Genomic DNA, 12,978 nt, shown 5'->3' with positions numbered 1-12,978 from the left:
AATCTGCATGGGAAAGCCGGCCATTGGCAAGCCGCACCCACAGAATCCTCTGCCAAGCAGATGCCGAAGGAGCACCACGTCCCCCCGACGATGGCTGCACAGCAGCCCCGCTGCCACTCGAATGACCGGCATCGAGCTTGAGCACCACAAAGACGCACGACAAACCCCGCCCTCGCCCTTATGCTGAGCAGCAAGGGCTGCGACGTCCTGCCACTGCGACCATCGTCTGCGCTGACGAACGCCAGGCGCCATGCCAGACTGATTGATCGGGACCGCGTTCTATTCTTTGCTCCGGAGTTTGCATGTCGTTGTCCAGCGGGCTGATCGCCGTGGTCGCCCTGGCCTATATGGCCATCATGTTCGCCATCGCCTTCTATGGCGACCGCCGCAGCACCCCGCTGCCGCCGCGCCTGCGTGCCTGGGTGTACAGCCTGTCGCTGGCGGTGTACTGCACCAGTTGGACCTTCTTCGGCGCGGTCGGCCAGGCCGCCGAACAGCTGTGGGCGTTCCTACCGATCTACCTGGGGCCGGTGCTGCTGCTGATCTTCGCCCCCTGGGTGCTGCAAAAGATGGTGCTGATCAGCAAGCAGCAGAACATCACCTCGATCGCCGACTTCATCGCCGCGCGCTATGGCAAGTCGCAGACCCTGGCCGTGGTGGTGGCGCTGATCTGCCTGGTGGGCGTGCTGCCCTACATCGCCCTGCAGCTCAAGGGCATCGTGCTCGGCGTCAACCTGCTGATCGGCGCCAGCGCCGATGCCACCGGCACCCGCGTGCAGGACACCGCGCTGGTGGTGTCGCTGGTGCTGGCGCTGTTCTCCATCGTCTTCGGGACCCGCAGCCTGGATGTCACCGAGCACCACCGCGGCATGGTCCTGGCGATCGCCTTCGAATCGCTGGTCAAGCTGCTGGCATTCCTCGCCGTGGGCGCCTTCGTGGTGTTCAACCTGTACGACGGCTTCGACGACCTGTTCGAGCAGGCGCGCCAGTCGACGCACCTGGAAAGCTATTGGCAGGAGACCATCAACTGGCCCTCGATGGTGGTGCAGACGGCCGTGGCGATGATGGCGATCATCTGCCTGCCGCGACAGTTCCACGTCACCGTGGTGGAGAACATCGAGCCCCAGGACATGCGCATGGCGCGCTGGGTCTTCCCCCTGTACCTGGCCCTGGCCGCGCTGTTCGTGGTGCCGATCGCCCTGGCTGGGCAGATGCTGCTGCCGGGCACGGTGATCTCCGACTCCTTCGTCATCAGCCTGCCCCTGGCCGAAGCCCACCCGAGCCTGGCCCTGCTGGCCTTCATCGGCGGCGCCTCGGCCGCCACCGGCATGGTCATCGTCGAGGCCGTGGCGCTGTCGACCATGGTGTCCAACGACATGCTGCTGCCCTGGCTGCTGCGCCGCAAGAACGCCGAACGGCCGTTCGAGGCGTTCCGCCACTGGATGCTCTCGGTCCGCCGAGTGACCATCGTGGTCATCCTTCTGCTCGCCTACGTCAGCTACCGCCTGCTCGGTTCCACCGCGAGCCTGGCGACCATCGGCCAGATCGCCTTCGCCGCAGTGACCCAGCTGACCCCGGCCATGCTCGGCGCACTGTACTGGAAACAGGCCAACCGGCGCGGCGTGTTCGCGGGCCTGGCGGCCGGGATCTTCCTGTGGTTCTACACCCTGGTGCTGCCGATCGCCGCGCACAGCCTGGGCTGGTCGCTGCAATTGTTCCCTGGCCTTGCCTGGCTGCACGGCAACCCGTTGAACCTGCCGATCACCCCGCTGACCCAGGGCGTGGTGCTGTCGCTGGCGGGCAACTTCGTGCTGTTCGCCTGGGTCTCGATCTTCTCCCGCACCCGGGTCTCGGAACACTGGCAGGCCGGGCGCTTCATCGGCCAGCAGACCACCCGCCCCAACAGCCGGTCGCTGCTGGCGGTGCAGATCGACGACCTGCTCAAGCTGGCGGCACGCTTCGTCGGCGAGGAACGCGCGCGGCAGAGCTTCATCCGCTTCGCCTACCGCCAGGGCAAGGGCTTCAACCCCAACCAGAACGCCGACGGCGACTGGATCGAACACACCGAGCGCCTGCTGGCCGGCGTGCTCGGCACCTCCTCGACCCGTGCGGTGGTCAAGGCCGCCATCGAAGGCCGCGACATGCAGCTCGAGGACGTGGTGCGCATCGCCGACGAGGCCAGCGAGGTGCTGCAGTTCAACCGCGCCCTGCTGCAGGGGGCGATCGAGAACATCAACCAGGGCATCAGCGTGGTGGACCAGAACCTGCACCTGGTGGCCTGGAACCGGCGCTACCTGGAGCTGTTCAACTACCCCGACGGGCTGATCAGCGTGGGCCGGCCAATTGCCGACATCATCCGCTACAACGCCGAACGTGGCCTGTGCGGCCCCGGCGAGGCCCAGGTCCATGTGGCCCGGCGCCTGCACTGGATGCGCCAGGGCCGTGCCCATACCTCCGAGCGGCTGTTCCCCAACGGCCGGGTGATCGAGCTGATCGGCAACCCCATGCCTGGCGGCGGCTTCGTCATGAGCTTCACCGACATCACCCCGTTCCGCGAGGCCGAGCAGGCGCTCAAGGACGCCAACGAGGGCCTGGAGCAGCGGGTCGCCGAGCGCACCCATGAGCTGTCCCAGCTCAACCAGGCGCTGTCCGAGGCCAAGAGCCATGCCGAGGCGGTCAGCCAGTCCAAGACCCGCTTCCTGGCCGCGGTCAGCCACGACCTGATGCAACCGCTCAATGCCGCGCGGCTGTTCTCCGCCGCCCTGTCGCAGCAGGCCGAGGGCATGTCCGAGGAAGCCCGGCAGTTGGTGCAGCACATGGACAGCTCGCTGCGCTCGGCCGAGGAACTGATCAGCGACCTGCTGGACATCTCGCGCCTGGAAAACGGCAGGATCACCCCCGACATCAAGCCCTTCGCCCTCAACGAGCTGTTCGACACCCTCGGCGCCGAGTTCAAGCTGCTGGCTGCGGAAAAGGGCCTGGAGTTCCGCCTGCGCGGCAGTCGCCTGCGGGTCGACAGCGACATGAAACTGTTGCGGCGGGTGCTGCAGAACTTCCTGACCAACGCCCTGCGCTATGGCAAGAGCCCACTGCTGCTTGGCGTGCGCCGCCAGGGCGGGCGCCTGTGGCTGGAAGTCTGGGACCGAGGCCCAGGCATCGCCGACGACAAGCTGCAGGTGATCTTCCAGGAGTTCAAGCGCCTGGACAGCCACCAGACGCGCGCCGAAAAAGGCCTGGGCCTGGGCCTGGCGATCGCCGACGGCTTGTGCCGGGTGCTCGGCCATCCGCTTCAGGTGCGCTCCTGGCCAGGCAAGGGCAGCGTGTTCCGGGTCGGCGTGCCGATCGCCAAGGCCGCCGTCGCGGCGCCCAGCGCGCCACCGGAGCCACAGGCTGGCCAACCGCTGGCCGGGCTGCAGGTGCTGTGCGTCGACAACGAAGACAGCATCCTGGTCGGCATGAACAGCCTGCTCAGCCGCTGGGGTTGCCAGGTGTGGACCGCGCGCAGCCGCGCCGAATGCGAAGCCCTGCTGGCCAAGGGCATGCGCCCGCACCTGGCGCTGGTGGACTACCACCTGGACGATGGCGAGACGGGGACCGAGCTGATGGCCTGGCTACGCACCCGCCTGGGCGAACCGGTACCGGGCGTGGTGATCAGCGCCGACGGACGCAACGAGACCATCGCCATGGTCCATGCCGCCGGCCTCGACTACCTGGCCAAGCCGGTCAAGCCAGCGGCCCTGCGCGCCCTGCTCAATCGGCATCTGAGCCTGGTTCAGTGAGCGCCTCGTCAGGCACCGCGTCGTCGGACAGCGCGCGTTCGAGCAAGTCGGCCGGCAGGCTCTTGCTGGCCCGGGCGCCGAGCAGCTTGAGCTGCTCGCTGCGGCTGACCAGGTTGCCACGCCCTTCGCAGAGTTTGTTGCGCGCCGCGGCATAGGCCTTGTCCACCTGCTGCAGGCGGCTGCCCAGCTCGTCCAGGTCCTGGATGAACAACACGAACTTGTCGTACAGCCACCCGGCACGCTCGGCGATCTCCCGGGCGTTCTGGCCCTGGCGCTCCTGCTTCCACAGGCTGTCGATCACCCGCAGGGTGGCCAGCAGGGTGGTGGGGCTGACGATCACGATCTGCCGGTCGAAGGCCTCCTGGAACAGGTTGGGCTCGGCCTGCAGGGCCGCCGAGAAGGCCGCCTCGATGGGCACGAAGAGCAGGACGAAATCCAGGCTGTGCAAGCCCTCCAGGCGGTTGTAGTCCTTGCTGGAGAGCCCTTTGACGTGGCTGCGCAGGGACTGCACGTGCTGCTTCAGCGCAGCCTGGGCGCGCTCGGCGTCGTCGTCGCCGACGAATTGCTGGTAGGCGGTGAGGCTGACCTTGGCATCGACCACCACCTGCTTGTCGCCGGGCAGCATGATCAGTACATCGGGCTGGTAGCGCTCGCCCTCGGCGCTCTTGAGGCTGACCTGGGTCAGGTATTCGCGGCCCTTTTCCAGGCCGGCATGCTCCAGCACCCGTTCGAGGATCAGCTCGCCCCAGTTGCCCTGGGTCTTCTGGCCCTTGAGCGCCTGGGTCAGGTTGGTGGCTTCGTTGGACAGGCGCAGGTTGAGCTGCTGCAGGCGCTCGAGCTCCTTGGCCAGGGAAAAACGCTCGCGGGCCTCCTGCTGGTAGCTCTCCTCCACGCGCTTCTCGAAGGCCTGGATGCGCTCCTTGAGCGGGTCGAGCAACTGCCCCAGGTGCTGCTGGCTGGTCTGGGCGAAACGCTGCTCGCGCTCATCGAAGATCTTCGTGGCCATCTCGGCGAACTGCGCGCGCAAGGTGTCGCGGGCTTCCTGCAGGTCTTCCAGGCGTTGCTGGTGGCTTTCCTGCTGCTCACCCAACTCGGCCTCCAGGCGCGCGACCTGGGCCTCCAGGCGCCGCAGCTCGGTCTCGCGGCCGACACGTTCCAGTTGCCAGGCATGGGCGGCGTCGCGGGCGTTGTCACGCTCGATCTGCAGCAGTTCCAGTTCCCGGGCCTGGGCGGCCAGGGTGGTCTGCTTGGCCACGTTGGCCTCGCTCAGGTCGCTGATCTCGTCGCGGCAGGCCTCCAGCTGGGCCTGCAGGCCTTCCTGGGCCAGTTGCGCACCGGTGAGACGCTCTTGCACCAGGGCCAGTTCCGATTGCCGGGCCGACAGCCGTCGCTGCACCTGCAACGCCCAGGCCAGGCATGGAACCGCTGCTGCCACGATGCCCAGCAGGATACTGGCAAGATCCACTGCCATAGCTACTCCGATCGATGTTCGACAATGCTGCGCGCAGCTTAACAGGTGAGGCCCGGGGTGGTCGTGCCGCCCCAGGTATCAACTCGAGCGCAACTGCCCAAGCAACCGCCGCGCCTCCTGCGACCCCTGCCCTGCCGCCAACTCCAGCCAGTAGCGGGCCTGCTCCGGCTCACTGTGCTGGCACAGGCGGGCATACTCCACCTGCGCCCGCCGGTCGCCGGCCCGTGCGGCCTGGCGCAGCAGCTCATGGCCGATGCGGCGGTCACGGGCGTTACCGCAGTCCCGGCAGAGCATCTGCCCCAGGCGGCTCTGGGCGACCACCACGCCCTGGCGCGCCGGCTGCTTGAGCAGACGACCGGCCAGGTGCTTGACGCTGGGCTTGTCGCCCAGGCGCGGGCTATCGAGCAGCCAGAGGGCCACTTTCAGGGAAAAACGCTTGGGGGATGGCACCGACGGGGTTGCAGCGGGGCTTGCGAGGTATTTACCGCGAAACTTCATGACCAAACAGCGAAGGCAACTCGAGAGGCGCGCCACTCTACTCCATTTTTTCGCCGATGGCCTGATCGATCGCCACGCAGGCGAAAAAAAAAATTCGATGATCTTTTCTTGACGTTTTCGATTGGGTGGTCCCTGCCATCATCCCGGGTTGACGATTGTCGGACAGTTCGAAAAAGAGCTGGCACGCCCGTCCTAGAGCAAGCGCTCGGGACAATCCACAGATCCTGTGGATAACTCGGTGGACAACCCCCTCGACAAGTCCTCAAACCCCGATGAAACGGGGGTTTCAGTCAAACTGACGATTTTTTCACCAGTAAAAATTAGTGTTTTTTTTCATTGACTTAAGCGTGCAGTCAAGGCATTGGCGAGCCCGCCGAGACATGTTGCGGGGCCGTTACAAGTCGTGCACCAAGTGTGTACAAGTGCACCGAATCCCTCCATTTGAATGCACGAAATGGCATCATCCCGCCGCGTATGATCCGTTTGCCCTACTTCACAGACTGAGCAAGAAAGGCCATACTGTTCGGCTCGCCTGGCGAAACGAACAAAGGCTTGCACCTGCTGCGTGCTTCCTGTATGGTGCCGCCCTGTTAGTACCCAGCTGAAAGTCAATTCTGGCCACAAGCGCCCTTCAGTCATCGGCTCGATCCTCCGGGCGATGCTGAAAACGGACCGGCCCATTCGATGGTTCACTCGGCAGCCCTACCTGCCCTAGCACGAATCACGCACAGATTGATCGGGATCTTCACCCAGAGGCAACGAACCTTGGCCCTGGTGTGCTTGCCCGCCTTTTGACGTACCTACCAGTCAGCCCAGCGCCCACTTTTTATTGCGCCTCCCTGGCTGCCCTGTTCCAGTCAGGTTCTGCGTCCCTTAATAATGACGTCACTGGAACGTTTCTAAGATGCACGGATCGAAACCCGTGTTTAAAGCAGGAACATCCAACAATATGAATACGCACCATCAGATCCAGGCTGCCATCGGCACCCTTTCCCAGGCCTTCGCCCCACTGAAGTGCCTGATCGTCGCCCCACGCAAGGGCAGCTTCAGCTTCACCCTGGTCGACGAACATGGCGTCGCGTGCCACACCGAGCGCCTGTACCCAGAGCAATACGGCCGCGGCGAACCGCTGCAGGCAGTGATCGAGCGAACCCGCCAGTCGCTGGCCGCATGAGCGGCGAATGCCCGCCCATTCAGGCGATCGATCCCCGCCACTGCGCTGCCTGATCGTTCTTGGCGTAATTGCCGTAGGGCATATAGCACCGGACGACAGGCAGCAATCGATTTAAAAACAGCCCTTTACACCATGATTATCACACTACACTTCAACTCGAGCGGTGCGAGCCGCTTCCGGCGGGCCTGATCAATCCACCAGCTGCCAAGCTCCAGTGCCCGTCGGCCTTTATCGTTCGAGGGCATCATGGGTATCGCAGCGAAAGAGTTGTGTCAGTATGTGATCCGGCCGACCCTGGTCTACCTGGACCGCCATTGCGAAAGCGCCGAGGCCCTGCTGTTGGGCGTCGCCGCCAGCCAATCGGCGCTCGGCTCGGCGTTGCACGACCGGCGCGGGCATGGTCTCTACCGGATCGGCGAAACGCGTCACCAGGCGCTGTGGGACGATTTCCTCGCCCGCGACCCTGACCTGGCCAGCCTGGTCCGTGGCCTGGCCAGCCAGCACGCCTTCCTGCGCGGGCCGCACCTGGAGTTGGCGGTCAACCTGCGCTACTCCACCGCCATCGCCTGGATGCTCATCGAAGAACAGGCCACGCCCTTGCCCGCCGCCGACGACCTGTTGGGGTTGGCGCGTATCTGGCGGCAGGTCTTTCACCCCCCGGGGCGCCTGCGCGACTTCACCCAAGCCTGGCATCTGTGCGTCGAGCCGATGATGTCGCAGGCATCTTGAGAAACGTCCTACGCTAAAACCGGAAAAAACGGAATTTTGGTCGGATTGTCCTACAAAACCGCTCTAACTCCTGCGATCGAGCCTATGGCGCAGCGCGTGATTTGTTGGTAGCTTTTCGCCCCGGAGATCCCAAGGAGTTTCACAATAATGAAAAAAGCAATGCTCAAAACCTCCCTCGGCGTTGCCGTTGCCCTCGCTTCCAGCCAGTTGCTCGCCAGTGGTTTCGCCCTCAACGAGCAAAGCGTCAGCGGCATGGGTACAGGTTTCGCGGGTCGTTCTTCCTCTGCCGAAGATGCCAGCACCGTCTTTGGCAACCCTGCCGGCATGTCGCGCCTCAAGCGCGAGCAAATCACCGTGGGCGGCGCCGCCGTCATCGCCAAGTCCGACATCTCGGGCCCAGGCAGCAACCTGGGGGGAGAGACCGACGGCGACATGGTCCCGACCGTCGGCGTACCCATGGGCTACTACGTCAAGCCAATCGATGAGCACTGGAGCGTCGGTTTCGGCGTCTACGTACCGTTCGGCCTGGTCACCGACTACGGCAGCGACGACGCCGCCCGCTACTGGGGCAAAAAGAGCCACGTCGAGGTCATCACCTTCCAGCCAACCGTCAGCTATGCCTTCAACGACAAGGTCTCGATCGGTTTCGGCCCGACCTTCAACCGCATCAAGGGCGAGCTGGGCTCCAGCCTGATCAACCCGTTCACCCCGGGCAGCAACGATGGCGAAGTGAAGATCAAGGGCGACGATACCGCAGTCGGCTACAACATCGGCATCCTGGTCCAGGCCACCGACCGCACCCGCGTCGGCCTGACCTACCACTCCATGGTCGACTACAAGCTCGAGGGCAAGACCCGCGTCAGCACCCCGCTGATCGGCCCCTACGACGGCAGCAAGTTCGACGCAAGCCTGAAGATCAAGACGCCGGAGTCCGTCGACCTGTCGATCACCCACGAGCTGGACGACCAGTGGACCCTCTACGCGGGCAGCACCTGGACCCGCTGGAGCCGCCTGGAAGACATCACCGTGCAGAACGATGTGCCGCCGGCACTGGTCGGTTCGCCGTTCCAGACCATCAGCGAGGAGCAAAACTGGCATGACACCTGGGCACACGCCATCGGCGCGTCCTACAAGGTGAACAAGGAGTGGATCCTGCGTGCCGGCTTCACCGTGGACCAGTCGCCGACCAACAACCACGACCGTTCGCCGCGCATCCCGACTGGCGATCGCAAGGTGCTGAGCCTCGGCGCCGGCTGGAGCCCGACCGACGACATGACCATCGACGTGGCGTACTCCTACCTGTGGGAGGAAGACACCAAGGTCAACCAGGTCAGCGCGACCAAGGGCTCCTACCAAGCCAAGTACGAGAACAGCGCCCACGGTATCGGCGCGTCCCTCACCTACCGCTTCTGAGTCGCCGGGGCCTTGCAAGAGACGTAGGCTTCTTCAGGCCATGGGGCCGCTCTGCGGCCCTTCGCAGGCAAGCCCGCTCCCACAGGGGCCTGCGTCAACCGCATGTTCTCTACGCGACAGCGCAGCCCGAAGGGCTGGGTGATCCCCACAGAGTCCTCTGCATGGGCCCCACTGTGGGAGCTTGCCAGCGATGGGGCGCGAAGCGGCCCCAGGTATTAGCACCGCTTCGACCCAGCCCGAGAAAGGCAGCGACGCTCGCCAGGCCGGGCACTCAGGGTTGGGAAGCGATCGCCTTTTCGATAGCCGTCCTGAACGCCGGGTCGTCAGGTTTGGTCAGGCTGGAGAAATTGGCGATCACCTTGCCGCGGCGATCTACCACGTACTTGTAGAAATTCCACTTCGGCGCACTGCTCTGGCGCGCCAACTCACCGAACAGCGGCACCGCATCCTTGCCACGCACCGCCTGGGCCTTGGTCATGGTGAAGGTCACACCGTAGTTGGCATAGCAGACCTTGGCGGTCTTCTCGCTGTCGGCGTCCTCCTGCTTGAAGTCGTTCGACGGCACGCCGAGCATTTCCAGGCCCTGCTCGTGGTATTCCTTGTAGACCGCCTCCAACCCTTCGAACTGCGGGGCGAAGCCGCAATAACTGGCGGTATTCACCACCACCAGCGGCTTGCCTGCGAAACGCTGGCACAGGTCGACCTGCTCCTTGCCACGCAACTCGGGCAGGCTGCCCTGCAGCAGTGCCGGGCAATCCGCTGCCCAACTGGAAGAAAAGGTGGCCAGGGCCAGCGCGGGTATCGTCAGCCAGCGTACACGCATCATCGTTGTTCTCCTGCAAGGCGATCCTTGAACTTGCAGGGTAGCGCCTAACAAACGCTCATGCCCAGCTGCATCAACCGCAACCCGCCCAGTTGCCAGCCCCACCACACCAGCGCCAGGAGCACTGCCGCACCCGCCACCAGGAGGATGCGGGCCAGGTAGCGGTTCATGCGGCCTGCACCTGCAAGCGCGCGACGGGCCGCTCGCGCACCGGCCAGTTGAGCGCGGCCGCCAGCAGGCTGAGCAGGATCGAGATCTGCCAGACCAGCTCGTAGCTGCCGGACTGGTCATACACCACGCCGCCCAGCCATCCCCCCAGGAAAGCGCCCAACTGGTGGAACAGGAAGACGATGCCGCCGAGCATGGACAAGTTGCGCACGCCGAACACCGTGGCCACGGTGCCATTGGTCAACGGTACCGTGGACAGCCACAACAGCCCCATGGCGATGCCGAACAGGTAGGCACTGACCTCGGTCACCGGCGCCCACAGGAACAGCACGATCACCAGAGCACGCAGCAGGTACAGCGCGCTGAGCAGGCGCGGCTTGGACATGCGCCCACCCAGCCAGCCTGCGGTGTAGGTACCGACGATATTGAACAGCCCGACCAGCGCCAGCACGGTGGTGCCGGTACTGGCCGGCAGGTGCTGATCCACCAGGTAGGCCGGCAGGTGCACCCCGATGAATACCACCTGGAAACCACAGACGAAGAAGCCCAGGGCCAGCAGCCAGAAACCGCTGTGCGAGCAGGCCTCGCGCAAGGCCTGGCCGAGGGTCTGCTCGGCGCCGAGGCTGGGCAGCGGGCGATCCCGCAACATCCCTACCAGCGGGATGATCAGGGCCACCAGCAGGCCCAGTACCAGCAATGCCGCCGACCAGCCCAGCCACTGGATCAGCCCCAGGGTGCCGGGCAGCATGGCGAACTGACCGAAGGAGCCGGCCGCGCTGGCGATACCCATGGCCACGCTGCGCTTTTCCGCCGGTACGGCACGCCCCACCACGCCGAGGATCACCGAGAAGGACGTTCCCGAAAGCCCGATGCCGATCAACAAGCCGGCGCTCAGCGACAGCGACCAGGCCGAGTCGGCCATGCCCATCAGCATCAGGCCCGCGGCATAGAGGATGCCGCCGATGATCACCACCCGCGCCGCGCCCAGGCGGTCCGCCAGGGCACCGGCGAAAGGCTGGGCCAGCCCCCAGATCAGGTTCTGCAGGGCGATGGCGAAGGCGAACACCTCGCGCCCCCAACCGAAATCGGCGCTCATTGGCGCCAGGAACAGGCCAAAACCGTGCCGCACGCCCAGCGACAGCGCCAGGATCAACGCCGCCCCCAGTAGAATCCATCCGCTGGTTCGCCATACCGAAGTCATTGCCGTTCTCCTGCGCATCGCAAGGTTGAGGCGGGTAGCTGCCCGCTTCTGGTGTGTGAATCAGGCCAGGCGCTCCAGCAACCGCACCAGTGCGTCCCGTTGCCCTTCCCCCAACCGCTCGACCAGTTGCCGCTGGGCCCGCTCCCAGGCCGGATGGGCCGCCTGCAGCCGCGCCTTGCCCGCCTCGGTCAACAGCACCAGGCGATTGCGCTGGTCGTCCCCCTCGGCCAGGGCCACCAGACCTTCGGCTTCCAGCACCCGCAGGTTGCGGCCCAGGGTGCTGCGATCCAGCCCCATGGCTTCGGCCAGGGACGTGATGCTGGGGCGGTCGAGCCGCTGCAGGTGGCGAAGCAGGGAAAACTGGGCGACATTGATGCCGAAACCGACAAGGGCTTCGTCATAGTGCCGGCTCACCCCGCGGGCGGCACGACGCAGGTGGGTACAGAGGCATTCGCTGGTCAACATGAATGCGTGTATATACCCGCACATTGAATGTTGCAAGACATTTCACATCTCGATCAGCGGGCCAAGCGGCTACGGATCGGCTCGAATTCAGCCGTGGCCTTGCGCGGCAGCGGATCCGGCGCGCCCTGTTCGATCGCCTGCCAATAGCGCCAGGGCACCTTGGCCGAACCCAGTTCGTAGTCCATGCCATCCCAGCTGTCTTCGCGGAAACTGTAGAAGGCCCAGTGCACCTGCTGACGGTCCAGCACGCTGAGTACATCCTCCAGGTACTGCCGACAACCAGGCAGGCGGCGCATGCAACCGAACTCGCCAACCACCAGGCGCGAACGTGGCAGTTTCATCATGGCCATCCAGTCGAGCGGCTGCTGCAGGTACTGCGCCACCCGCCTCGCCCCCCATGGCTCGGAGCGCCCCGCAAAGGGCGCGGGCCCTGGGTAGGCGATGGGCGCTTGGCGGGCCATGTTCGGCGCACTGGTGGCCGAGTAGGGTTCGTACATGTGCAGGCTGTACAGCACGCGCTCGTCCGCCAGGGGGGCCGGCCAATAGCTGAACGCATCGGCCGCGGCGTACCAGCCGGCGTCGACCATGATCGGGGTAGTGGCATCGACTTCGCGGATCGCTGCGATCAGTTGCCGATAGAGGGCAGGCAGGTCGCGCGCGCCTCCCTGCACCTGCTGGTACCACTGCTTCATGCGCAGCGGATCGGCATGCTCGGGCAGGCCGCCCTGCTTTTCCGGTGCCGGCTCGTTGACCAGGTTGTAGGCGGCGATGGCCGGGTGGTCGCCGAGTGCCTGGGCCAGGTCACGCCAGAAGTTGGCGGCTTGGGTCCAATAGCCTTTGTCCTGCCAGAGGCGATCGTCGAACTGGCCTTCGTTGTTTTGCGCCCAGCGCATGCCGGGCAGCGAGAGGGGCGCGATCACGACCTTGAGGCCTGCGGCGTGGGCGCGGTCCAGGACAGCCCTGAGCTGGGCCAGGTCGGCTGCCGCGAGGCCCTGGTAGGCATCGGCGTTGCCCAGCAGGAAATCGCGTTTCTCGGGCCGCCACTTGTCGTAGGACAGCCGCACCCAGGTAGCGCCGTAGCCGCGCAGGGCTTCGAAATAGGCTTGGTCAGGGGGCAGGCGGTTGAAGCTGTTGCCGCCATGGCGAGGGCTGTTCCAGAAGCCGATCAGATCGGCTGCCGTGGCTGGCAGGGTAGCCAGCGCGAGCAGGCTGGCGAGTATCCAGTGACGCATGGGAGGCCTCCCTGGCCGGTTGCAG

11 protein-coding genes are annotated in these 12,978 nt (G+C 65.3%); 4 read left to right on the top strand and 7 right to left on the bottom strand.

Features of this window, described 5'->3' with window-relative positions; translation table 11 throughout:
• Positions 1 to 302 precede the first annotated feature (302 nt).
• The gene (locus WCE05_RS03340; RefSeq protein WP_225788285.1) at positions 303 to 3,779 is read left to right on the top strand and encodes a PAS domain-containing hybrid sensor histidine kinase/response regulator; all 3,477 of its coding nucleotides are present in this window, start codon (positions 303 to 305) and stop codon (positions 3,777 to 3,779) included.
• Here the strand turns inward: WCE05_RS03340 and rmuC are convergent.
• On the bottom strand, positions 3,751 to 5,136 hold the full coding sequence (rmuC, locus tag WCE05_RS03335) for a DNA recombination protein RmuC (RefSeq protein WP_368815475.1): 1,386 nt from the start codon (positions 5,134 to 5,136) through the stop codon (positions 3,751 to 3,753). The genes WCE05_RS03340 and rmuC overlap by 29 nt on opposite strands.
• 192 nt (positions 5,137 to 5,328) lie before the next feature.
• Positions 5,329 to 5,748, bottom strand: a complete 420-nt coding sequence (locus tag WCE05_RS03330) for a tetratricopeptide repeat protein (RefSeq protein ID WP_225788286.1) — start codon at positions 5,746 to 5,748, stop codon at positions 5,329 to 5,331.
• Positions 5,749 to 6,697: 949 nt separating this feature from the next.
• Here WCE05_RS03330 and WCE05_RS03325 point away from each other — a divergent pair.
• The 3 genes from WCE05_RS03325 to WCE05_RS03315 all read left to right on the top strand — a co-directional run bounded on the left by WCE05_RS03325 (position 6,698) and on the right by WCE05_RS03315 (position 9,064).
• Positions 6,698 to 6,922: a hypothetical protein gene (locus tag WCE05_RS03325; protein WP_225788287.1), complete on the top strand. Its 225-nt coding sequence runs from the start codon at positions 6,698 to 6,700 to the stop codon at positions 6,920 to 6,922.
• 246 nt (positions 6,923 to 7,168) lie between these two features.
• A complete protein-coding gene (locus WCE05_RS03320) occupies positions 7,169 to 7,651 on the top strand; it encodes a hypothetical protein (protein ID WP_225788288.1) in 483 nt (160 codons plus the stop codon).
• A 147-nt stretch (positions 7,652 to 7,798) separates the two neighbouring features.
• Complete coding sequence (locus WCE05_RS03315) at positions 7,799 to 9,064, top strand: OmpP1/FadL family transporter (RefSeq protein ID WP_225788289.1); 1,266 nt, start codon at positions 7,799 to 7,801, stop codon at positions 9,062 to 9,064.
• A 271-nt stretch (positions 9,065 to 9,335) separates the two neighbouring features.
• Here WCE05_RS03315 and WCE05_RS03310 read toward each other — a convergent pair whose 3' ends face one another.
• From WCE05_RS03310 to WCE05_RS03290, 5 genes are read right to left on the bottom strand one after another with little or no spacing between them, the layout of a single operon-like run.
• Positions 9,336 to 9,887 carry a glutathione peroxidase gene (locus WCE05_RS03310; RefSeq protein WP_225788357.1) on the bottom strand — a complete coding sequence of 184 codons (552 nt, stop codon included), beginning with the start codon at positions 9,885 to 9,887 and terminating at the stop codon, positions 9,336 to 9,338.
• Positions 9,888 to 9,934: 47 nt separating this feature from the next.
• Positions 9,935 to 10,057 (bottom strand): hypothetical protein, encoded by a 123-nt coding sequence (locus WCE05_RS03305; protein WP_262923706.1) that lies wholly within the window; start codon positions 10,055 to 10,057, stop codon positions 9,935 to 9,937.
• Positions 10,054 to 11,256 (bottom strand): MFS transporter, encoded by a 1,203-nt coding sequence (locus WCE05_RS03300; RefSeq protein ID WP_225788290.1) that lies wholly within the window; start codon positions 11,254 to 11,256, stop codon positions 10,054 to 10,056. The genes WCE05_RS03305 and WCE05_RS03300 overlap by 4 nt, the downstream gene beginning before the upstream one ends.
• 60 nt (positions 11,257 to 11,316) lie before the next feature.
• Positions 11,317 to 11,721 (bottom strand): MarR family winged helix-turn-helix transcriptional regulator, encoded by a 405-nt coding sequence (locus WCE05_RS03295; RefSeq protein WP_225788291.1) that lies wholly within the window; start codon positions 11,719 to 11,721, stop codon positions 11,317 to 11,319.
• A 53-nt stretch (positions 11,722 to 11,774) separates the two neighbouring features.
• Positions 11,775 to 12,953: a glycoside hydrolase family 5 protein gene (locus tag WCE05_RS03290; RefSeq protein ID WP_253081108.1), complete on the bottom strand. Its 1,179-nt coding sequence runs from the start codon at positions 12,951 to 12,953 to the stop codon at positions 11,775 to 11,777.
• Between the last annotated feature and the right edge of the window lie 25 nt (positions 12,954 to 12,978).

Source organism: Pseudomonas sp. I2 (assembly GCF_040984075.1).
GTDB lineage: Bacteria > Pseudomonadota > Gammaproteobacteria > Pseudomonadales > Pseudomonadaceae > Aquipseudomonas > Aquipseudomonas guariconensis_B.
Note: the sequence above shows the minus strand (reverse complement) of the source record. Positions and strands in the feature narration are given on the sequence as shown.

Coding starts and splice junctions, on each gene's coding strand:
- WCE05_RS03340 (WP_225788285.1), top strand. CDS start 303: ATGTCGTTGTCCAGCGGGCTGATCGCCGTGGTCGCCCTGGCCTATATG.
- WCE05_RS03330 (WP_225788286.1), bottom strand. CDS start 5,748: ATGAAGTTTCGCGGTAAATACCTCGCAAGCCCCGCTGCAACCCCGTCG.
- WCE05_RS03325 (WP_225788287.1), top strand. CDS start 6,698: ATGAATACGCACCATCAGATCCAGGCTGCCATCGGCACCCTTTCCCAG.
- WCE05_RS03320 (WP_225788288.1), top strand. CDS start 7,169: ATGGGTATCGCAGCGAAAGAGTTGTGTCAGTATGTGATCCGGCCGACC.
- WCE05_RS03315 (WP_225788289.1), top strand. CDS start 7,799: ATGAAAAAAGCAATGCTCAAAACCTCCCTCGGCGTTGCCGTTGCCCTC.
- WCE05_RS03310 (WP_225788357.1), bottom strand. CDS start 9,887: ATGCGTGTACGCTGGCTGACGATACCCGCGCTGGCCCTGGCCACCTTT.
- WCE05_RS03305 (WP_262923706.1), bottom strand. CDS start 10,057: ATGAACCGCTACCTGGCCCGCATCCTCCTGGTGGCGGGTGCGGCAGTG.
- WCE05_RS03300 (WP_225788290.1), bottom strand. CDS start 11,256: ATGACTTCGGTATGGCGAACCAGCGGATGGATTCTACTGGGGGCGGCG.
- WCE05_RS03295 (WP_225788291.1), bottom strand. CDS start 11,721: ATGTTGACCAGCGAATGCCTCTGTACCCACCTGCGTCGTGCCGCCCGC.
- WCE05_RS03290 (WP_253081108.1), bottom strand. CDS start 12,953: ATGCGTCACTGGATACTCGCCAGCCTGCTCGCGCTGGCTACCCTGCCA.